Source organism: Marinomonas sp. UCMA 3892 (assembly GCF_012726345.1).
Lineage (GTDB): Bacteria > Pseudomonadota > Gammaproteobacteria > Pseudomonadales > Marinomonadaceae > Marinomonas.
Map to the genome: position 1 here is coordinate 79,791 of NZ_PTXN01000009.1, position 22,064 is coordinate 101,854.

Sequence of the window (22,064 nt, forward strand, 5' to 3'; positions counted from 1 at the left end):
AGCTTACTAGTATTGAGAGAGGTAAGAAAAAACCTACCTCTCTCGCTCGGTAGCCACATTAGTTCTGACGAACACCAGCTTCTTCAGCAACCATTTTCCAACGCTCAACTTCTGAGGCAATAAACGACTTAAAGTCCTCACCAGAAACAGAGCTCTTCTCAGCGCCCATTTTGTCGATGAATTCAGTAAACTCTTTTCTTTCTTTCACACGTTGCAATGCTGCTTGTAATACCTCAACGCCTTCATCCGGGAAGCCATTTCCTGCAATTACGCCATTCCACACGGTTGTCACAAATCCACCCAAATCATAACCTTCAGTTTCTATAACCGTTGGCACATCAGGTAATGCCTTGAAACGAGTTTTTGAAGTGACGGCAAGAGCTTTCAACCCACCAGACTGAATATGAGGAAGAACGGTAGAAGCATTTTCAAATGAAACATCAACATCACCACTTAAAAGAGCAGGAAGTGCTGCACCACTGCCAGGGAATGGAACAGCAGTGAGTTTTGTTTTAGTCAGTGTTTTAAATAACTCCCCAGACATATGTATGGAGCTGCCAACGCCTGGATGACTGAAGGTCATAGGCTTAGATTTAGCCGCTGTAATAAATTCAGCAACGGTGTTGTATGGACTACTAGAAGGCACAACCATAATATTTGGAGCATCAAGCAGCTTTTCTATAAATTTAAAATCGTTTACAGCGTCATAAGGAAGGTTAGGATAGATGGAGGCTCCAATTACATGCCCAGGTGATGCCATCAAAATAGTGTGATCAGCATCGCGACCACCACGAGCAAGTCGCCCCGTCGCTACTGTTGAACCGGCACCAGGTCGGTTCTCTACTATAATGTTTACGTCTAGTTCTTTTTGCAGTAAATCCGCCACCTGACGCGACAGTACATCCGTATTGCCGCCCGCAGAATACGGCACTACTAAGTGGATGTCCTTGGTTGGCCAATCAGCATAAGCAGAACTTGCCCCCAATCCCATCACAACACTTGAAGTAACAAGGGAAATCGCGATAACTGCATTTTTAATCTTCATTTTTTGCCTCTTTTATTTTTATTTCGGCTTTGGGTTTTTATTTGTATGTTCAATACGCATACACATACTCTTAAAAAGAAAAGCACAAGACAACATCAAAATATGAACACCTTTCATTCATTTTATGAATGCATAATTTTTTATGCTTTACTCTCCTCTAAAAAAATACATTTAGAAAAATTAAAAAAAACCAACCAAAACAAAAACCTCATCAAAAAAGCCCCTTCCCAAACCTTAAACAACTTCAGGATCAATGCCCTTATCGTGCTAAAAAATTTTGAACTCCAAGCCTTCCATTCAAATTTGGAATGATGTTATGCATATAAATCGCTTTATGTTTTAAGCTAACCTAAACCAAACTGATTCGTGTTAAAGGTATAAATGAGCGTACTAGTCCGCAGATTAAAAAAATCCAATTAAATAATTCCAAAAGGTTTTTAACCATGCAGCCAAAGAATGAGAATTTTGTTAACCCATCTGAAATCCGCGCGCAGTTTTCTAAGCACATGTCTGATATGTATCGAGAAGAAGTACCTCTTTATGGTGACCTGCTCTCTTTGGTGGAGGACATCAATCAAGAAGTACTAGAAAAATCACCAAATACTAAAGCTCATTTAGAACGAACTGGCGAGTTGAAACGCCTATCCATGGAACGTCATGGAGCTATTCGTGTAGGCACACCATCTGAGCTTTCCACGATTCGTCGTCTTTTTGCCGTCATGGGAATGGAACCAGTTGGATACTACGATTTAACACCAGCGGGTGTACCAGTGCACTCCACAGCGTTTCGCGCAATACATGAGGAAGACTTACAAATCAGTCCTTTTCGAGTGTTCACATCGTTACTTAGACTAGAATTGATAGATAACGCAGAGACACAAAAATTCGCAGCAAACACGTTGGCTAAACGACAAATATTCACTCCGAGAGTATTAGAACTAATCGAACAGTGTGAACTCAACGGTGGACTGAGCCAAGTTGATTCTGAGACTTTCATTAATGAAGCGTTAGAAACGTTTCGCTGGCACAAGACTGCAACCGTCACAAGTGATGAATATATAAAACTGCATGATCAGCACAGATTAATTGCGGATGTGGTTGCCTTCAAGGGACCTCACATCAACCACCTGACTCCCCGCACACTAGATATCGACCAAGTTCAAACTCAAATGCCAACTCGAAACATTACGCCAAAAGCCGTTGTTGAAGGCCCACCACGTCGTAATTGTCCTATTTTACTACGTCAAACTAGCTTCAAAGCCTTACAAGAAAAAGTGGCGTTCAGCGATCAAGACAGTGAAGCAGGCAGTCACACTGCTCGTTTCGGTGAGATTGAACAACGCGGTGCGGCTTTAACTCCAAAGGGTAGAACGCTATATGATGAATTGCTGAATGCTAGTCGGTCTGAATTGAAAGAGTTTCCTAATGAGGAAAACGCACAACGCTACACAGAAATACTAGAAAAACACTTCTCTCAGTTCCCCGATAATCATAAGGAAATGCACGATCAGAACCTCGCCTACTTCCGCTATTTTGTAACGGATAAAGGCTATGAAGCATTAAACAATACGACTATTCCAACAAACTTAAAGGACTTAATTGATGCAGGCTACATCGAGTATGAACCGTTAGTATATGAAGACTTCTTACCAGTTAGTGCTGCCGGAATCTTCCAGTCAAATCTCGGAGATAACGCTCAAACAGACTACAAAATTTCATCCAATCAGACAGAATTTCAAAATTTTCTTGGAGCAGAAGTACTTAACGAGCTAGCTCTTTACGCTAATACGCAAAAGCGATCAATAATCAAATGTGGCGAAGCACTCAATATTGCACAGCTTAAAGCTTAATATCAAATAGTGAAGCCAACTCCAAACAAGCTGTTTGCAATGCGCTTGTGAACATTGCAAACAGTCTAACTGCATGTAAGTACACCGCTGAATAAGTACTATAATGCACTAAATTTATCAGGGAATTTTGCCCCCTTTCAATAGACTGTGTTTGTTATTTAACAAATCATTATTGAATATTATAGTCGTTCAAACCTATATGGAGTTGGATCAATAATAGGCCCCATGTTGGAGACTAGATCGGCCGCTAATTGCCCAGCTGCGGGGCCGGTGCCAAAGCCATGCCCAGAGAACCCAGTAGCCACGGTCAAACCAGGAATAGATTTAACATGATCTATTACTGGGTTAGAGTCAGGTGTCACATCAATGATTCCTGCCCATGCTTCCGCAATTTCAGCCTTCTCGAAAATTGGCCAAGCCTGTCTAAGATTGTTTAAAGCCTGTTGATTCAAATCGGGATTGTATTGCGGATCATTCGTTCTGACTTTTTCGAACGGTGTGTGGCTCTTTGCATTCCAACGACGTGCTAGTCCTAGGTCTTTAAAGAAGTAACTTCCCATCGAAATATTTAAAAAACTCCGTTGAGTACGAAGTTGATCCAAATATTTATGACCAATAAGTAAGTGGTCAAAAGTAATTGGAGCATCCAACTTGCCACGTTGCGTTATGATATAGCCGCCATCTTGATGTTTACGAAAAGAAAAATCTGGCCCACCAACCGCAATATTGGTTGGACCTTCCATGGGTTTCGTTCGCAAAACTGAACAAATTAACGGCAAGGTTGGAAAAGAAATGCCTAGATTTCCCAAAAAACGTCGTGACCAAGCACCGCCCGCTAATAAGACTTGCTCACAGCGAATTTCCCCTTTCTCGGTGACCACACCACTGATTTTTCCACCTTCCATAGACAGGGTTCGAACAGCACACTGCTGAACGATAATTGCCCCCTTTTTAATGGCACCATTGGCTATAGCTGTGGCAGCAATGGCAGGTTCGGCATTACCATCTGAAGGCGTATAAATACCACCCAGCCACTTTCCTTTTCCGCCAGGCACTAACTCATCAATTTCTTCAGGGGTTACTATTCTTGAATCCAAAGAAAGAGATTCTACAGACTTCAACCAGTCCTTATGCATAGCAAGCTGTGCTTCTGTTTTCGCTAGAAACATAATACCAGCTTGTTTATAACCGACATCGCATCCGACTCGATCTGGCATTTCAGCCCATAGTTTATCTGCCGCTTGCGCCAAAGGAACGTCATGTAAATGACGGTTAGTTTTGCGAATCCAACCTAAGTTTCGGGAAGATTGTTCACCAGCAATATGCCCTTTCTCCAGAAGCACGACAGAGATATTTCGTTCGGCTAAAGCAAGAGCGGCGGTCACCCCAACAATGCCACCACCTATGATGACAACGCTTGCTGATTGAGGAAGTTGATCTTGAGTCTCAACCTTTTCGAGTGTTTTTGTCATAACTTTTTCCTAAAGGCATAGGGAGATTACACTAGTATTTAACCTCCCCTGATGAGCGATTATTGGCTGATAAGGATTTCTTCAACATCAGCAGTAGAAGCGCCACGATAGGCTGTCACTTCAATCTCCACCTTGTAGACAGTTGAACCTAATGGCGGACATGTCGCTGTGGAGGCTGGATTCACCCCTTTAAATTTCTTACCAATATAGCCCATCACATCATGAATATGGGCTGGATCTTGAATAAAAACACGCGACATCACTACATCAGCCAAAGTAGCGTTCACTGAGGCCAATGCGCGTTCGATGTTATTAAAAACTTGTTCTGTTTGTTCTATCACATCATCTGGTATTTCTTGTGTTTCTGGATTACGACCTGCGGTATTGGAAACATAAATCCAATTATCTACGGCGACCAAACGTGAGTAACTTGCAATTTCTTCGAATTTTGAACCGGTTTTCACTTTTACAATTTTTGTCATGGGATTTACCTAATCTAAAATACATCTTGTTTTAAAATCAGGACATCTGGCAGCTAAGAATTGCTTACCACATGCCCTGAAAAATATCGTGGGACTTAACGCAATACCGGCACATCCCATAAGTTAAGTGATACCCCAATGCCTTTTTCAATTGCATTGCGATAGACCACTGTTGCCCAAGCCACATCTTCTACTGGCATACCACCAACAGATAAAATAATGATTTCTTCATCATTCTGACGTGCAGGAGAGTCGCCATAAACAATCTTGCCGAGGTCCTCCAATTCATCAAGCGTTAACTTGCCCTCTGCAATCATGTCCATACAGCGAACACCGACCAAAGGAATCACATGATGAGCCGGTTTTGGTACTTCTTCATACCAAGCTTCATACAAGCCTGTGTTATCTAGTACCTTACGTACGTCTGATTTTTCCATGCCTTCATCTAAACTACAGCTCGCTGGCATCGCCAAGAATGCACCAGGTTTCACCCATTCCCGCTTAACAATTGGGTATGTCGTTGGGTCGCCAACCTCGCCTGAATTACAGTAAGTCACAAGATCCGAATCACGTACTACGGCTTCAATGCTGTCGACAACCTCAATCGTTGTCACTTGTGGATAGGTCTCTTTAACCCAAAGAATAAAGCTGTCTAAGCTCTTCTGCCCACGACCTTTTAATTTTATCGTATCGACTTGAGGGCAAGCCGCAATGAAAGCCGCCACCGTGGTTTTCCCCATAACGCCAGGACCCAACAGACCAATGACTTTCGAATCTTTACGGGCCAGATAACGCGCTCCCACCCCAGGAATTGCCCCTGTTCGATAGGCGGAAAGCAAATTAGCAGACATACAAGCCAAAGGTGCTCCAGTATCGATATCATTCAAAATCATCATCAGTATGGAACGAGGCAAACCTTTTTCTCGGTTTTCAATATTAGACCCGTACCACTTCACGCCAGAGGTTTGGAAGTTCCCACCTAAATAAGCTGGCATCGCCATTAAACGACGATCTGCTGTCGGTTTAGGCATGGTTGGAAAAGGAGATTCATCAGGGAAGGTAATCATCGCACCGTGAGAGTCACTGTTAGGCCCAGCCATACGGTAGTCTCCCGTATACAAAAGCTTAAACATCTCTTCCATGGTGTCTACGCAACTTGGCATATCCGTTACACCAGCTTTGATCATGTCTGGTTCAGAAAGATAAATAAAATCGATTTTTGTATTCTCGGTCATGGTGCAGCCTATTTTAAAAATGTTTATTTTTATATTAATAATGACGTCTTCTAGGAGCTTATAACGCGAGCGGTTAAACCAAATTAATACGAACATGCATTCTTAAAAATAAGGTCTTAACGTATTTCAGCATTTATTATTGATCCGGCGCGCTCCCCTTATGAGTAACACTAAAGCTAACTTAGTCTTCTCAAAATCGAATAACTTAAACGCCTTCTCCTAAAAGAAGATAAAACGAAACATTTTTAATCGTATCGACAAAAAAACATGGTTTATATATCCCTTTAGGGACATTTGAGCTTGTTTTATAGAGAGTCAGAATGAGGAGCTGATGACGAATAAAGGAAGGTATTATTTACTCATAAATAATGGCTGCTCGACGGTTCGAAGCAGCCATTAGGAGCGGATTTTTGAAGTTACAAACGGCTTTTGCCGTACACAAAGCTACCATTTTCCACTGAAGCCTGAGGGCCAGGAACCGCATCACCGGTTTGAGGGGATACTGGGAAAATAGCATTAATTTGTCCCGTACCAGAGCTGCCAAAATACGGGGTAACCACTTCGACTTTTTGATCGTAATCAGACCAACCTAACGCACCAAGTAGCATGGCTGTATCATGCATAAAACCTTCACCATGACCTTTCGCTGCATATTCAGGAAGCATGTCGCAAAATGTTTTCCACTCTGCGTTTTGCCACATCTCAACCACGCTATGATCTAATGTTTCAAGGAATGGGCTCCAGACTTTTGTCGAGAAATTTGGCGCCTGACCATTTTGTGCAAAGCGATGGGATAAAGACCCACTCGCTAAAATAGCCACAGTACCATCGTAGTGCTTTTCAATTGCCTCACGAATGGCCCAACCTAAACGAGCTGAGTCATTCAGGTAATGAACCGTTAACAAGGCAGACACCGAAATACACTTAAAATGCTGATCAGGATTCATATAACGCATGGGAACTAATGCGCCGTATTCTGGCGCTAACGTAGTGGCATCGTGTGCCATGGTTTCCACACCCTGCTCATTGCACACCTGCGCAATAATTCGTCCCAACTCTGGGTTCCCATCAAGGCTGTATGGCATATTATTTATAAAATGCGGCAGCTCGTTACTGGTATACACGCCTTCCCAGTGTGGCGCACAGTTAATGTGGTAATTTGCGTTCACTAACCAATGAGTATCAAACACCACAATGGTATCGACACCCAGTTCGCGACAGCGTTTCGATATTTCCAGATGGCCATCTATCGCTGCCTGACGAAAACCTTTTTGAGGGCCATCCAGCTCAGAAAGATACATAGAAGGTACGTGTGTTATTTTTGCGGCTAGAGCAAGCTTACCCATACAAAATCTCCGAAATAATAGTTATCTATATAATAATTCTGGTAAGAAAAGAGCAACGGATGAAAAGAACACAATTAAAGCCAGCCGAACCATATCCGCACACCAAAATGGCGTAATGCCTTTAAAGATAGTTCCAGCTTTTACATCTTTCAGCACAGCACTCAAAACAAATACATTCATCCCCACTGGCGGCGTAATAAGACTAATTTCAGTCACCACAACCACCACGATACCAAACCAGACCAAATCAAAACCAAGGCTCTGTACCAAGGGGTAAAAAATAGGAACCGTCAAAAGAATCATAGATAGACTTTCAAACACCATTCCTAGCACAAGATAAATAGCGATAATGATTAAAATGACACCAAAGGCCGACAGATTAAAGCTTTGTACAAACGCCAATAACTCTGCGGGCAAACCAGCAATGGTAATAAAGTCAGAAAATATTAAGGCGCCAATTAATACCGAAAACAACATCGCCGTGGTTCTGCCCGTATCAATCAAGGCATGAAAAACGGCTTCTACTGTCAGTGATTTACGCATTAGGGCAATTAAGAAAGCACCACCAGCGCCGACCCCAGCCGCTTCTGAAGGTGTGAAAACACCAAGGTAAATGCCTCCCATCACAATCAGGAATAAAGCCAAAACACCCCAGACATTTTTAAGCGCCACCATGCGTTCTGCAAAATTCGTCCGCTCTGCGCTTGGCCCTTTTTCAGGATGACGCCAAACAACGTATCTGACCGCAACCAAATACAACAGAATGCCCAACAAACCAGGTAGAAAACCAGCGGCAAACAGCTCGCGGATACTGGTCTCAGTCAACAATCCATACATCAACAGAATAACACTAGGTGGAATCAAAATACCGAGTGTCGATCCCGCCGCGATAGAAGCACTGGCTAAACCATCACTGTAACCATATTTCCTCATCGGTGGCATGGCGACTTTCGCCATGGTCGCAGAGGTCGCCAAACTCGATCCACAAATCGCCGAGAAACCACCACAGGCCACAATCGTTGCCATAGCTAAGCAACCTTTTCGATGTCCCATAAAGGCATTGGAAGCTTTGTAGAGTTCTCCTGATAAATTGGCTTTGGTGACAAAGTTTCCCATCAAAATGAACAGAGGTATTACCGACAGACCGTACTCTTGCGAGGTATCGATAATGCGATTGGCTGCCAGAGACAAAGGCCCAGTCCAGCGGAAATCCAATACATTATCAAAACTCAAACCTTGCAGATAACCGAATCCAACAATACCAACCGTGCCCATAGCAAAGGCAATCGGCATTCTAAAAATCAAGATCAATACCAACAGAATGGCAAAACCAAAAGCAGAAACTATCATTCAGACACCTCCGCTCTTGCAAGCAAGCTATGGAAAGCCTTAAGCACAAGAATAATGCCAGTTACCAACATCATGATGGCAATAAACTGGATAAAATAAGCCACTGGGATGTGTAAAAACTCAGTCTCAACACCGCGGCGTAGCGATCTTGCCGCCTGAAACCAAATTCGCTCTGACAAAAAGAAAAAACCAGCTGCAATCCCTAAATTAATCACCAAACCACTTACTTTCATAAACATGGCGGGCAATACACGATCTAGAATATCGACCACCACATGAGCACTAGTCAAAGTCACGATAGGCAACTGACAAAACACCACAATACAAAGCGCCAGCTCAGTAAGTTCAGTAGTGCCATTGACCGAATTATTGAAAACATAGCGACCAATCACGTCAGAACAAGTCAATAACATCAAGGCCAATAACACCAATGACGACACCATTTCGAGAACAAAGGCTAGCCACTTAGCTAGCCCAAATTCTCCATGATGTTTATTAACCATCGCAGATAACCACATTGTTATTCTCCATGCTTATCTGCGTACTGATGGGCGGTGTCGCGAAGAAATGTCAGCGCTTTCTTGCCGTCATAGCCTTTGTCATCAGCGGCTTTAATCCAGCTGGCACTGGCATCAGACAAGGTCGCTTCAACCTCTTTAACAAGCGCATCGTCGGCAGACAAAGTGGTGACAGTGACGCCATTTTCACGTGCCGATTCTATCCCTGCTGCATCACTTTCATCCCACGCTTTACCCGCTAAAATAGATAGCACTTCACCAGAGGCGTCATTAATCGCTTTTTGATCATCCTTATCGAGGTCTTCAAAAACATCAGGGTTCATGAACATAGAGAAACTGCCCATGTAAAGGCCATCAGGGAAAATGGTCAAATACTTAGTGACTTCGGAAAGACGCAAGACTTTCTGCTCTACCGCGGGTAAAAACGCCCCATCAATAACGCCTTGTTGCATCATTTCATAGACTTTTGGGGCGGGAGCCCCCACGGTTGTCACGTGAAATTTCTCCGCAATAATGCTTTGTACACCGCCGCCAATGCGGATCTTTTTATCTTTAAGATCCGCAAGAGAATTAACCGGGAAATTAGAATGGATTTGGCCTGGGCCGTGGGTAAATAACGCCAGCAGTTTTAAGCCATCGAATTCGTGAGAGTCAGAAAAAAACTTTTCGTAAGTCGTCCACAAGGCATAAGACGCGGCTTCTGCATTCGTTCCCAGTCCTGGTTGTTCCACCACTTGTGGTAACTCAAAGCGACCTGGAGCATAACCATGGTAGCTATAGCTGGCATCAACAATGCCGTCTTCTACCAGATTCCACATGGTTTTCGGATGACCTAAACCATAAACGATCTCGACATTGATTCGTCCATCAGTGGCATCAGAAATGGCTTTACCCCACGCAGGGATAACAACTTGGTTCATAGGATTCGTTGGCGGCAGCCAACTTGCAACGCGGATTGTTTCTGCAAATGTCATACTAGACAAAGTGGTTGCTACAGCAATAGAAAAAATCTTTTTAAGACTCATCACGATTACCCTCTATTTATAATTATTTGAAATCGTTATTTACGCAATTACGCCCTACTTAAAGAGAGCGTGAATATTGTTCTTATTAAATTTAAGAACGGGATCCAGTTCCGTCAGTTCAAAAGAGATCTGGCAATAACTGTTATCCGTGATCGGTTTCATCCATTCGCAGAAAATAGCAAAGACCTTTTCCGCCACTTCTTGACGAATTTCCATACTACGTCCATGACCTATTTTTAAATTTAAATTAATCAGGGCGAAGTCCTCACGGCCATCCGCGACACGAAAATGGTCGCAACAAATTGCCCGACTACGCACACCACCAAGCGGAAAGTGCCCAGTAGACACTATGTATTCATGCAGGGCTTTAAACACTGGCTGAAAATCTAAACGACCTTCAAGGTTGGCAGAATATTCAAAAACAAAATGTGGCATAAGAATGCTCCGACAAGCGCGAGGGCATGATGCCCTCGCCAAGATTTAAACTAAACGCCCCATTTAGGGATATGATGAGAACCCATGCTGATACAGACATTCTTTGGTTCACAGAACACTTCGAAGCTGTAATCACCGCCTTCACGGCCAGTACCAGATGCTTTCATGCCACCGAATGGGGTACGAAGATCACGTACGTTTTGTGAGTTAACAAACATCATGCCGGCGTCTACTTTTTGCGCAATACGATGTACTTTGCTGACATCTTGAGTCCATAAGTAAGACGCCAAGCCATATTCGTTGTCATTAGCCATGGCAACCACATCGGCTTCATCTTCAAAAGGAATCAACACCGCCACAGGGCCAAAGATTTCTTCTCGGGCTATACGCATATCGTTGGTGACATCACGGAATACGGTTGGGCGAACAAAATGGCCGCCTTTTAGGTGATCTGGCAATTCATCAACCGGCTTATCAGGACCACCAGCAATTAAAGTTGCCCCTTCTTCAATACCAATACGAATGTAACCGGTCACTTTGTCGAAGTGCTGCTGGCTGATCAATGAGCCCACTTGCGTATTTAGATCGTTAGGATCGCCCACTCTGATTTTGCTAGCACGCTCAGCAAATTCCGTAGCAAATTTATCGTAAATGCCTTTTTGCACGAAGATACGAGAACCGGCAGTACAGCGTTCACCATTGATTGAAAAGATACCGAACACAGCCGCATCCATGGCACGCTCGTAGTCACAATCTTCAAAGATCATCACGGGAGATTTACCGCCCAGCTCCATAGAGAACTTTTTAAGACCTGCATTGGCAATAATGTGTTTACCTGTTGATGTACCACCCGTAAACGAAATGGCATCGACATCCTCATTGGTGATGATGGCGTTACCGGTAGTCGCACCAAAACCATGAACTATATTAAACACGCCTGGTGGTACGCCTGCTTCAATCGTTAAACGGCCTAAAAAGTCGGTCGTTAACGGAGACAGCTCAGACTGTTTCATCACCACGGTATTGCCCAAGGCTAATGCAGGAGCCGTTTTCCACGTACCTGTCATGAAAGGTACGTTCCATGGAGAAATTAACGCGCACACACCCGTTGGTTGATACAAGGTGTAGTTCAACATCTGGTCATCCACTGGGTAAGTATGACCATTCATTTGTCTTGATTTTTCAGCGAAGAAATAAAAGTTATTTGATGAACGAGGAATCAGCGCATTCAATGTTTGGTAAAGTGGCAGACCTGTATCGGCTGTTTCAAGACGGGCGATTTCTTCCACATTCTCAGCGATTAGGTCACCCAATTTTTCGATAATTTTAGAGCGTTTTGCTATCGGCATAGCTGCCCATGCTGGAAAAGCATCTTTCGCCGCTTGAACCGCTTCAGCCACCTGCTCATCGGATGCATGAGCCACTTCAGCTAATACTTCACCTGTAGCTGGATTAAAAGTCTGAAAAGTCTCTTTGCTCTCAACCCATTTGCCGTTTATCAAGTTCTTAATCATTTTTCTTCTCTCTCCCGATAAGGAATCGAACGAGAATGTCTCGACATCGATTTAGTTAACATGTTAAATAAATTAAACTTAACATGTGTAGTATGTCAAGCCTACTTACTGAATTTGAAATGCAATTAAATAAAAAAAGAGACTGGTACAAATGGAAAATTCTTTTGCATTATTTGACTTTTAGTCCAGATGTGGAATTATCCCCACCAGTGCCCTATCAAATAATTAACAATAAACGGGAGCGCATAATATGCTGAATACACGCCTTTATGACACCTTGCCTTCTCTTATCAAAGGCATTGGTGAACATCACTTCTATGACCAAGTTGCCTACTCAATCAAAGCGTTAGACCCAATCTCTAACATTAGAATTGTTAGTTATTCGAAGACCAATCACCCTGTTTTCTTAAGTGGAAACGAAATGTCAGAAATTGATGAGGTGTATTGCGAATCAGCGTACTTGCTTGATCCTGTCTATGACATGATCTGTGGCAATAGAGATCAAAAAGAACTCGTTACCTTAGACAGTCTCGTCAATGATGATTTTCGCAATTCCGCTTACTACGATACATTTTACCAACGATTAGATTGGTGTAATGAAACCAACATAGTTATCGGTACAAGTGATGACACCAAAATTTGCATCGTCTACTCAACCAAAGACAATGGCGCCTCTATTCAAGCAGTCAACCGTGAACTCATTCCGTGCATCAACTCAATCAAAGCCGCCATATTGACCCATGAGCGCATTGGAAATGCATTACAAGCCAATCAAGCCAATCAAGCCATTAATCTAGAAAACATAAACAGCCGTAGCTATATGCTTGAATATCAACACCTTACCAAGCGAGAAAAAGAAATCGTAAAGCTTATTCTGACCGGTTTGTCCTCTGCCGCTATCGCTGAAAAATGCTTTGTTTCGGAAGGAACCGTCAAGAATCATCGCAAAAATATCTACCGCAAACTCAATATCAAATCCCAAGCGGAACTATTCAGAAAATTCATTCAATAAAACAGTCGTGTATTGACAAGGAATGTTTTTTACGAAACTATAGTTAACATGTTAACTACATTTGGTAAGAAGAAAATGTTTCATTACAGACAAAAAGAATCAAATGAAGTGGTATCGAAAACTGCGAATGCCAGCTTTGAAATCAAGTTAGACGACACCATACTCCCGCCCACCTCTGGTAATGTGATTGGCGTCGCTTTGAACAACAAAGCCTTGGCGAAATCGTTAGAAAAAGCTTTTAACGAAAAGCCACACGTCCAACCGCCCAAAACCCCTGTATTACACATCAAAACCGATAATACACACATCGGCTATGGCAAGAATATCAAGCTACCAAGCGATAAAGGCGCGGTTTTTGCCGGTCCATCCTTGGGTATCGTTATTGGTAAAAAAGCCACTCGTGTTGATGCCAGCAACGCCTTAGATTTCGTGGCGGGCTTTACCGTTGTAAACGAAGTGAGCTTAGCGGAAACCTCCTTTTATCGCCCCGCTGTAAAAGCAAAATGCCGTGATACTTTTTGTCCGATTGGCCCATGGACAGTCGACAAAAGCGCAGTAAGTACGCCAAATAAGTTAAGCATCAAGACATTCATTAATGATGCGTTAGTGCACGAAACCAATACCGATCAGCTGATTTACTCAGTAGAAGAAATAATAAGCTACATCAGCAGTTTCATGACGCTAGAAGCTGGAGACATCATCATCGCAGGTACGCCGGAACGCACAGCCGATTTAGCCATTAACCCCGGAGACAGTGTCATGATCGATATCGAAGGCGTCGGCCGCCTAGTCAACCCAGTGGAACAAGAATAGGAAGCAGTCATGAAAAGCGCCCGTATACTTTTTAACAATGAAACACTCGCTGTCACAGTAAACGATCAAGACCAAGTTGTGACTCAACAAGGCAAGATTCTTGAAGAAGGTTCTTTCACTTGGTTACCACCCTGCGAAGGCAAAATATTTGTTTTAGCGATTAACTACGCTGACCACGCAGCCGAATTGTCTTTTAAAGCACCAGACGAGCCTTTGGTTTTTTTGAAGAACAAAAACTCTCTTATCGGTCACGATCAACAAACCTACCGTCCAGATAACGTGGATTACATGCACTATGAATGTGAATTGGTAGTCGTTATCGGCAAAGAAGCGAAAAACGTCTCAATAGAGGACGCGATGGACTATGTCGGTGGTTACACAGTAGGAAATGACTACGCCATCCGAGATTACCTAGAAAATTACTACCGACCTAATCTAAGAGTAAAAAGTCGCGATACTTGTACGCCAATTGGCCCTTATATTGTGGATGCCAAAGACATTAAAGATCCGCACAATCTGGTGCTTCGCACTTATATAAATGGCGAATTGAAGCAAGAAGGCAACACCGAGGATTTAGTGTTTAACATCCCACATTTGATCGCTTACTTGAGCGAGATTATGACATTAACCCCAGGGGATATGATCTTTACCGGAACCCCAGAAGGTTTAGCCGATGTGAAACCTGGCGATGTGGTAACCACAGAAGTCGAAGGTGTGGGCGTTCTGAAAAACACCATTATTTCTGAATCTGAATACCTAAAAACAATTTAAATAATTAAGGGTGACGACATGCTTTCAAAAGACATTATTACAGCTTGCGCCAACAGGCTGAATCAGGCAGAAAAAGAGCGCGTTCAAATTCGTCAAATTTCATTAGATTACCCAGATATCACTTTTGATGATGCCTATGCTATTCAACGAGAATGGGTACAAATGAAGCTCAATGAAGGCCGCAAAGTTATTGGTCATAAAATTGGTCTAACTTCGCGCGCAATGCAAATGAGTTCACAAATTGATGAACCAGATTACGGCACACTGCTTGATGACATGCTGTATTACGATGGCTGCGAAATTGAAACAGACAAGTTCATTGTGCCACGCATTGAAGTGGAATTAGCCTTCATTCTAAAGAAACCTCTGAAAGGCCCTAACTGCACCATCTTTGATGTTTATAACGCAACAGATTACGTCATTCCTGCGCTTGAACTTATTGATGCTCGCAGTCAATCTATCGACCCAGAAAGCAAACGCCCACGCAAAGTCTTCGATACCATTGCTGATAACGCCGCCAATGCTGCAATTATTTTAGGTGGCCGCCCGATCAAAATAGATGAAATGGATTTACGTTGGGCATCCGCCATTATGCAGCGAAACGGCATTATTGAAGAAACTGGTGTTGCCGCTGGCGTACTCAATCACCCTGCCAATGGCGTTGCATGGTTAGCCAATAAATTAGCGCCATTTGATGTTGAACTTGAACCTGGTCAGATCATTCTTGGTGGCTCTTTTACTCGCCCAATAGCAGCACGCAAAGGGGATACTTTCACCGTAGATTACGGTCCATTGGGTTCTGTATCTTGTCATTTTGCTTAGGAGATAGACATGGCCGCTCCTAAAAATACATTTAAAACTGCGCTACAAAACCGCCAACCTCAGATTGGTCTGTGGCTTGGTTTAGCAAATAACTACACCGCTGAACTGATTGCGAGCGCAGGATTTGATTGGTTATTAATCGACGGAGAACACGCACCAAATACTTTGCAGACCATGGTTGGGCAACTGCAAGCAATCGCGCCTTTTTCTAGCCACCCAATTGTTCGTCCAGCCTGGGCTGATCATGTCGCGCTTAAGCAAATACTTGATCTTGGTGTGCAAACCGTCCTAGCACCTATGGTAGATAATGCTGAGCAAGCGCTGGAGATAGTCAAAGCAACACGCTATCCACCAGCTGGTATTCGTGGTGTCGGCAGTGCACTAGCACGTGCCTCGCAGTTCAATAGAACACCTGAATACTTGACGACTGCGAACGATGAAATTTGTGTACTGGTTCAAATTGAGTCTCTTCGTGCTGTTGAAGAACTGGATAACATTCTTGCTGTAGATGGGGTTGACGGTGTCTTTATTGGACCTGCGGACCTTAGCGCATCACTTGGCTATATTGGTCAACCTAACCACCCTGAAGTGGTTAAAGTGATAGAGCAAAGTATTGCAAAAATTGTTGCAGCTGGAAAAGCACCAGGCATTTTGATGGCAGACAAAGTACAAGCGAAACATTACTTGTCACTCGGCGCATTATTTGTCGCAGTAGGCAGTGATACTGGCTTACTAATGAACAGTACTAAAGTTTTGGTGAATGAGTTCAAGCCTGAACAACATTCCCATGAAGAAACAACAGCGTCTGTCTATTGAATGCTGCTTGTGATCTAAACTATCGCATACCTGCCTGCTGGTTTAGAGATTTGATCTTTGATCACCCTTACTTTGCCCAGCATGATGTCTACTCACATGCTGGGCTTTTTTTATTATGACGTCGAACAAAATAATATTTCTATATCGTATTCTTAACAGCCAGTAAAAGATGTATTAAAAAATAATAAGCCACTGCCCACAATAGAAGCCGACTCGATGAAAAAAGAATGGATACCCAACATAACCATTGGACAAGACTATGATGTAGCCTATAGAGATGCGACGATCCATTTTGATGTACTCGGAAAAATGGCGGATTTCTTTGGCCGTGATATGCCAATGCATTTACATGCAGAATATTGCCAAATACATCTTATTTTATCTGGTAATACTTTGTTTAATATTGATCAAAATGTCTATGAAACACAAAGCTGTGCCGCTTTCTATACACCACCAGCCACGCCACATGCGTTTCTAACCGAGCCGACTGCACCTGGCTATGTCATTACTATTCACAACACCCACTTACAGAAAATCATGGCTGAGCTTAATGCCTACAGTCACCACAATTCGCTATTAATGCCATTTCACATTGATCAACAAAAAGACACCAAACCTGAGCAACAACACTGGGAACAGCTATTAAACCTTTTTGAGATGCTTAAGCTAGAATGGAGTCGGTCTTCCCTGTATCAGCACGACAGCATTGAAGCCATTGTGAAGTTAATTTTGATCAGCATGCTCAGACTTTCCGGTACTGAGCAGCCACAAAAACAACATAACCAATCCGAAATTCTCTGTTTTAGGGAATTTAGCACCCTGCTGGAACATCACTTTTTAACCGAAAAAAACATTCAATTTTATTGCGAAGCGCTTCAAATCAATGAAAGTAGACTGAATTATTTGTGCAATAAAATCACCAAGCTTAGCCCCAAAAAAATGATAAATGGCCGAATTCTTCTCGAAGCCAAACGCTTATTGTCCCATACCAATAAAAACCTAACTGAAATCGCTTATACCTTGGGCTATATCGACCCTTCATATTTCTCACGATTCTTCTTAAAAAAGACAGGAATGAGTCCTTCAGATTTTCGCAAACACTACCGTAACGAGGAATAACGTGATCTAGCTGTTTTTTTCATCAAAACATAGTTAACAAGTTAAATAAATACAGAGAACAATATGCTTAACATTATCAACAAAAAAGAGCTAACCACACGGGCCGCGCTGGGTTTATGTAGCACAGCAATCGACCATGCAAAACAGCTTGGCATCAACATCTGCATCACGGTCGTTACTACTTCAGGCCAGCAGCTTGCCAGTGCCTCAATGAATAATGCCCCCCTTATTTCCCAAGGTGTCGCCTATAAAAAAGCCCTTACCGCGGCTTCTTTCGGCATTCCCACTAAAGAATGGCAAAGCAAACTGGCTGACAGAAACAACACCTTATTTGCTTTACAAAGTGAGCCAAACTTTACCTTTTTGGGTGGCGGTTTACCGATTGAAATGGAAGGGGTTGTGGTGGGTGCTATTGGTATTTCTGGTGGTAGCGAACAACAAGATATTGATTGCGCAACCAAAGCCATCAACAGCCTGTCATAAAAACAGCCAATGAAAAAGGAGCCTCCATGTCTTCCGCTTTAAGCAAACTCACCATTCCACTGCTTGGCTTTCTGGTCGCATTTGGGCCGCTTTCTATCGATATGTATTTGCCAAGCCTACCCACCATAGCCAAGAGTTTACATAGCAGCGATCAGCTTATACAAACAACGATTACGGTATTTTTACTCGGCATGGCAATCGGTATGCTCATCTTTGGGCCTTTATCCGATATGATGGGCAGAAAGCGCTTGCTGCTGATCGGCATCGGCTTTTATTTTATAAGCAGTATTGGCTGTGCTCTCGCGTCAACGGGTGAGAGTCTGATTCTATTTAGATTCTTACAATCTCTAGGGGGAGCAGCCGCGGCGGTGCTTGCTAGAGCCTTAGTGCGTGATTTGTATGAACTCAAAAGAGCCGCCAATATTTTGTCACACATGCATGTCATCTCCATGATGGTCATGCTGATATCGCCAATCTTGGGTGCCTATATTGTCAGCTATTTTGAGTGGCGCTGGATCTTCTACTTTCTCGCTTTATTCTCTACGGTTGCCTTTATTGGCAGTGCCTTATTATTACCTAACACAGAAATATCCAGACCGACCGTTAAGCCCAGTTTCAGCCATTACGCTAAAAACTATATCGACTGCCTAGGTGCGCCTTTACTGGTTCAATACGTACTGGCCAATGCGTTTTCATTTGCCGGTATGTTTGCCTTTATTGCAACATCAGCCTTTGTCTATATCGAATACTTTCAGCTTTCAGAAACCTATTATGCGCTTCTATTTTCCGCCAATATTTTCGCCATTATTATCACTACCTTGCTCAACTCTTATTTGAGTAAACGCTATAACGTTGGTCTCGCATTAAATGTTGCGATTGGCATCTCTTTTACGGCGACCTTATTGATTTGGGGAATGGTTGGTTTGGGCAGCACATCCATGGTTCTATTTGTGATCACCACCATGATGTATATCAGCGTAACAGGAGCCATTGGCGCCAACAGCTTAGCGACATTATTTGAGCAATTACCAGAAAAAGCGGGGACGGTTTCGGGGTTATTGGTGGCCACTCAATTTGCGGTGGGAGGTTTCATCAGTTATCTAGCCAGCTTAATATTTGATGGCTCACCAAACAGTCTACTCATCATGATGGCCTGCTGCGGCACGCTTTGCACAATTTTCTACCTGAGTACTCGGATAAATAAAGTCATCTAGCTTTCATAGCAATAAATGCAATTTAGAGGGTATTTTTGCAGAGGCGCAAAATCTGCTTCAATCGCTATTATTTTCAGCAAATTCAAATAAAGAAAGATGTGGAGCGTGGTGGGAGCGTGAATAGAAGGGCCTCAAATAAGGCACTTCTATTCTGCCTAAACAAGCTATGTAGCTAGGTCTAAATCAAACAGCGCGACGTTTTTCTCTTATTTTACTGTAAGTAAACACTATAATAGATAGAACCGTCACCGTAAGCAGTGTTAAAGCTATAGGACGCTCAATAAAAATACTAAACTCCCCATTAGAAACTCCCAGTGTTTGGCGCATACGATTCAAAAATACCGGGCCCAACACCAAACCTAAAATGATAGGCACAGCAGGAATATTGTTTCGCTTCATGATATAGCCAATCACAGAAAAGCCGAGGGCAATGAAGGCATCGGTGAACTGATAATTCTGGCTATAAGCCCCTAAGAAACCGAGCACAAAGATCAATGCACCAATAAAGCGGCCACGAATCCGCGTGATATTGACAATGAATCTAGAAGCAAAAGTTAAATAGATGAAGATAAAAATATTCATCACAAACAGAGCCACATACAGACCCGAAATAAATTCTGGATGCTCCGTAAAGAGCCTTGGACCTGGCGTGTAGTTATGCACCATAAACACAGATAAAAGCATCGCCATTAAGGCATCAGCTGGAATACCAAAGGCCAGCAAAGGCACCAATACAGACGCGGTGACGGCATTGTTTGAGGTTTCTGAGGCAACAATACCGGCTTCTGCCCCTTTACCAAATTCATCTGGGTTCTTAGAAAATTTCTGCGCCAAGGTATAAGAGAAAAACTGTGAGCCAAACTCACCAACACCTGGTAGCAACCCCATGACTACCCCCAACAAGGCAGAACGAATAGCGGTTACCTTATTGCGCAATAGCACAGTAAAACCTTCAAAACGGCCAGATCCTTCCAACTTGGTTTTAAATGAATCGCCGCCTTTTGCAGAGATCAATATATAAGCTTGAGACATGGCAAAAAGACCAATAACAGCTGGCACTAAAGGCACGCCAGCTAACAGCCAAGATTGATCAAAGGTATAAACTTGCGTATTAAAAGAGCGATCAATACCGACCGAGCCCAAAAACATTCCTAAACCAATCATGGCCGCGGCTTCTAAAGCATATTTATTGTGAGCGAGCACCACAAACACCATCCCAAGTAAAGCCAGCATGGCAAACTCTGCACTGCCAAATAAGGTGGCGACTTGGGACAAAGTTGGCGCAAAAAATACCAGAGACAAGACACTAACCATGCCCCCAAAAAATGACGACGTGTAGGCAATCGATAGGGCTTTTTTACCTTCTCCCCTTTTCGCCATGGGGTAGCCATCATAGGTGGTAAGTACCGCCACCGGTGTACCGGGCGTATTCATTAATATGGCGGGAATAGCCCCACCGTACCAAGCGCCACCATAAACCCCTAACAATAAAGTCACACCAAACAATGGCTCCATGGTAAAGGTTAATGGCAGCAAAATGGCCATCACCCCAGCGGGTTCTAAGCCTGGAATCGAGCCAATAGTTACCCCAATAAGGGCACCGATAATAACGGCCCAAATAACACCGTTACCAAATACTTCATGGATACCTAATGCGATTAAATCCATACGAAATCTCTATAAATATTTGTTCATAAACCAGAGGGTTTGACCACTGAATAAGGTCTCATACAAAGCAACATCTGGAATCCAGATATTCACCCCGACTCTAAAAATGAGGATAATCAGCGCCACAGCGATGACTGTGTTCAGCACCCAAATTGGCGACATTAGCCGACTCAGCCAAACGATAGACAAGACAAAAAGCATCGTTGATAACGTAAAACCAACGACCGTAATCGCATTGACATAGACGAAGAAAAGAACGCCGGTTATAACCACCATGTAGTAGGAACTTAAGCTTTCAACAAAGCTCTCCAGCAAGGCTTTCTCTCCCTCTATCGGTCTAATCAACAACATGAGTTTGATAAAAGAAAATAAAGCCAAAATCCCTAAACCAAATAACGGCGCGACATAAGGTTCGGTGTACCAACCGTGATCGCGCTTAATCTCTATGGTATGACTTTGATAAGTAAAGATTAGATAGACACTAACAATGGTCATCACCAAGAAAAACAATTTGGATTTACGATGTTCATATTCCATTTTTGGCCTCCCCTTTTTTACTCATAACCGTATTAGAAATAGGCACAATCAAAACCGGAACACTCGAATTATGAATGACTTTCTGTGCGGTTGAACCAAGGAACATTCGAGACAAGGCGTTAACACGACGGTCTCCCATCACCACCATGCTCGCCTGCACATCTTTGATGGTGTCGACAATCTTTTTAGCGGGATCACCAAATCGAACCACAACTTCGATATCGTCTTTATTAAATTCAATATCGCTCAACTCTTCGCCAACGAAGTTATGAATTCGCTGCTTCATGTAAGTTCGTAACTCTTCTTTCAAAGATTCCAAATGCGCATCGTGCGCTTTCTTCAATTTGAACCCTACAAAAGAGTCATCGTTACCGCGGTGAAACTGTTCAGAAACATGCAGAAAAAAAATCTTGCCTTCAAAGCAAGCGGCTTGCTCTAACGCCGCACGCAAAACGTCGCGACTGCCTTGCTCTAGATCGGATGCATATAAAATATTTCGCATTTATGGACTCCAAAAATATAGCCACCTACTTCGAA

Annotated in this window: 22 protein-coding genes; 9 read left to right on the plus strand and 13 right to left on the minus strand. The window is 43.0% G+C overall.

Annotation, left to right across the window (positions count from 1 at the left end; genetic code table 11):
• Positions 1 to 58: 58 nt before the first annotated feature.
• Positions 59 to 1,045, minus strand: coding sequence for a tripartite tricarboxylate transporter substrate binding protein (locus B6N13_RS13900; protein ID WP_169459688.1), 987 nt, complete (start codon positions 1,043 to 1,045; stop codon positions 59 to 61).
• Positions 1,046 to 1,488: 443 nt separating this feature from the next.
• Between B6N13_RS13900 and B6N13_RS13905 the strand changes: the two genes are divergently transcribed.
• Positions 1,489 to 2,895, plus strand: a complete 1,407-nt coding sequence (locus tag B6N13_RS13905; RefSeq protein ID WP_169459689.1) for a VOC family protein — start codon at positions 1,489 to 1,491, stop codon at positions 2,893 to 2,895.
• Positions 2,896 to 3,074: 179 nt separating this feature from the next.
• Here B6N13_RS13905 and B6N13_RS13910 read toward each other — a convergent pair whose 3' ends face one another.
• The 9 genes from B6N13_RS13910 to hpaE form a co-directional block, all read right to left on the minus strand.
• On the minus strand, positions 3,075 to 4,367 hold the full coding sequence (locus B6N13_RS13910) for an FAD-binding oxidoreductase (RefSeq protein WP_169459690.1): 1,293 nt from the start codon (positions 4,365 to 4,367) through the stop codon (positions 3,075 to 3,077).
• Positions 4,368 to 4,426: 59 nt separating this feature from the next.
• Entirely contained in the window at positions 4,427 to 4,849 is a 423-nt protein-coding gene (locus tag B6N13_RS13915; RefSeq protein ID WP_169459691.1) for a RidA family protein, read from the minus strand.
• 95 nt (positions 4,850 to 4,944) lie between these two features.
• Positions 4,945 to 6,084 (minus strand): tyramine oxidase subunit B, encoded by a 1,140-nt coding sequence (locus B6N13_RS13920; RefSeq protein WP_169459692.1) that lies wholly within the window; start codon positions 6,082 to 6,084, stop codon positions 4,945 to 4,947.
• Between the two features lie 416 nt (positions 6,085 to 6,500).
• Positions 6,501 to 7,430: a 3,4-dihydroxyphenylacetate 2,3-dioxygenase gene (gene hpaD / locus B6N13_RS13925; protein ID WP_169459693.1), complete on the minus strand. Its 930-nt coding sequence runs from the start codon at positions 7,428 to 7,430 to the stop codon at positions 6,501 to 6,503.
• 21 nt (positions 7,431 to 7,451) lie between these two features.
• Positions 7,452 to 8,780, minus strand: a complete 1,329-nt coding sequence (locus tag B6N13_RS13930) for a TRAP transporter large permease (RefSeq protein ID WP_169459694.1) — start codon at positions 8,778 to 8,780, stop codon at positions 7,452 to 7,454.
• Positions 8,777 to 9,298 carry a TRAP transporter small permease gene (locus B6N13_RS13935; protein WP_169459695.1) on the minus strand — a complete coding sequence of 174 codons (522 nt, stop codon included), beginning with the start codon at positions 9,296 to 9,298 and terminating at the stop codon, positions 8,777 to 8,779. The genes B6N13_RS13930 and B6N13_RS13935 overlap by 4 nt, the downstream gene beginning before the upstream one ends.
• Positions 9,299 to 9,300: 2 nt before the next feature.
• Positions 9,301 to 10,323 carry a TRAP transporter substrate-binding protein gene (locus B6N13_RS13940; protein WP_169459696.1) on the minus strand — a complete coding sequence of 341 codons (1,023 nt, stop codon included), beginning with the start codon at positions 10,321 to 10,323 and terminating at the stop codon, positions 9,301 to 9,303.
• A 54-nt stretch (positions 10,324 to 10,377) separates the two neighbouring features.
• On the minus strand, positions 10,378 to 10,758 hold the full coding sequence (locus B6N13_RS13945; RefSeq protein ID WP_169459697.1) for a 5-carboxymethyl-2-hydroxymuconate Delta-isomerase: 381 nt from the start codon (positions 10,756 to 10,758) through the stop codon (positions 10,378 to 10,380).
• Between the two features lie 50 nt (positions 10,759 to 10,808).
• Entirely contained in the window at positions 10,809 to 12,272 is a 1,464-nt protein-coding gene (hpaE, locus tag B6N13_RS13950; protein ID WP_012070853.1) for a 5-carboxymethyl-2-hydroxymuconate semialdehyde dehydrogenase, read from the minus strand.
• Positions 12,273 to 12,522: 250 nt separating this feature from the next.
• Here hpaE and B6N13_RS13955 point away from each other — a divergent pair, with 250 nt between their 5' ends.
• The 8 genes from B6N13_RS13955 (at position 12,523) to B6N13_RS13990 (ending at position 19,322) form a co-directional block, all read left to right on the plus strand.
• Complete coding sequence (locus B6N13_RS13955; RefSeq protein ID WP_169459698.1) at positions 12,523 to 13,284, plus strand: helix-turn-helix transcriptional regulator; 762 nt, start codon at positions 12,523 to 12,525, stop codon at positions 13,282 to 13,284.
• 75 nt (positions 13,285 to 13,359) lie between these two features.
• Positions 13,360 to 14,097, plus strand: a complete 738-nt coding sequence (locus B6N13_RS13960; RefSeq protein WP_169459699.1) for a fumarylacetoacetate hydrolase family protein — start codon at positions 13,360 to 13,362, stop codon at positions 14,095 to 14,097.
• A gap of 9 nt (positions 14,098 to 14,106) precedes the next feature.
• Positions 14,107 to 14,868: a fumarylacetoacetate hydrolase family protein gene (locus B6N13_RS13965; protein WP_169459700.1), complete on the plus strand. Its 762-nt coding sequence runs from the start codon at positions 14,107 to 14,109 to the stop codon at positions 14,866 to 14,868.
• Between the two features lie 18 nt (positions 14,869 to 14,886).
• Entirely contained in the window at positions 14,887 to 15,690 is an 804-nt protein-coding gene (gene hpaH, locus B6N13_RS13970) for a 2-oxo-hept-4-ene-1,7-dioate hydratase (protein WP_169459701.1), read from the plus strand.
• Between the two features lie 9 nt (positions 15,691 to 15,699).
• On the plus strand, positions 15,700 to 16,506 hold the full coding sequence (gene hpaI / locus B6N13_RS13975; RefSeq protein WP_012070858.1) for a 4-hydroxy-2-oxoheptanedioate aldolase: 807 nt from the start codon (positions 15,700 to 15,702) through the stop codon (positions 16,504 to 16,506).
• 216 nt (positions 16,507 to 16,722) lie between these two features.
• Complete coding sequence (locus B6N13_RS13980) at positions 16,723 to 17,625, plus strand: helix-turn-helix domain-containing protein (protein WP_169459702.1); 903 nt, start codon at positions 16,723 to 16,725, stop codon at positions 17,623 to 17,625.
• Positions 17,626 to 17,688: 63 nt separating this feature from the next.
• Positions 17,689 to 18,108 (plus strand): heme-binding protein, encoded by a 420-nt coding sequence (locus tag B6N13_RS13985; protein ID WP_169459703.1) that lies wholly within the window; start codon positions 17,689 to 17,691, stop codon positions 18,106 to 18,108.
• Between the two features lie 26 nt (positions 18,109 to 18,134).
• Positions 18,135 to 19,322 (plus strand): multidrug effflux MFS transporter, encoded by a 1,188-nt coding sequence (locus B6N13_RS13990; protein ID WP_169459704.1) that lies wholly within the window; start codon positions 18,135 to 18,137, stop codon positions 19,320 to 19,322.
• Positions 19,323 to 19,505: 183 nt separating this feature from the next.
• Here B6N13_RS13990 and B6N13_RS13995 read toward each other — a convergent pair whose 3' ends face one another.
• The 3 genes from B6N13_RS13995 to B6N13_RS14005 are packed head-to-tail and all read right to left on the minus strand — an operon-like array spanning position 19,506 to position 22,029.
• The gene (locus B6N13_RS13995; RefSeq protein ID WP_169459705.1) at positions 19,506 to 20,990 is read right to left on the minus strand and encodes a tripartite tricarboxylate transporter permease; all 1,485 of its coding nucleotides are present in this window, start codon (positions 20,988 to 20,990) and stop codon (positions 19,506 to 19,508) included.
• Positions 20,991 to 20,999: 9 nt separating this feature from the next.
• Positions 21,000 to 21,527, minus strand: a complete 528-nt coding sequence (locus B6N13_RS14000; RefSeq protein WP_169459706.1) for a hypothetical protein — start codon at positions 21,525 to 21,527, stop codon at positions 21,000 to 21,002.
• On the minus strand, positions 21,517 to 22,029 hold the full coding sequence (locus tag B6N13_RS14005; protein WP_169459707.1) for a universal stress protein: 513 nt from the start codon (positions 22,027 to 22,029) through the stop codon (positions 21,517 to 21,519). Before B6N13_RS14005 ends, B6N13_RS14000 begins: the two co-directional genes overlap by 11 nt.
• Positions 22,030 to 22,064 lie beyond the last annotated feature (35 nt).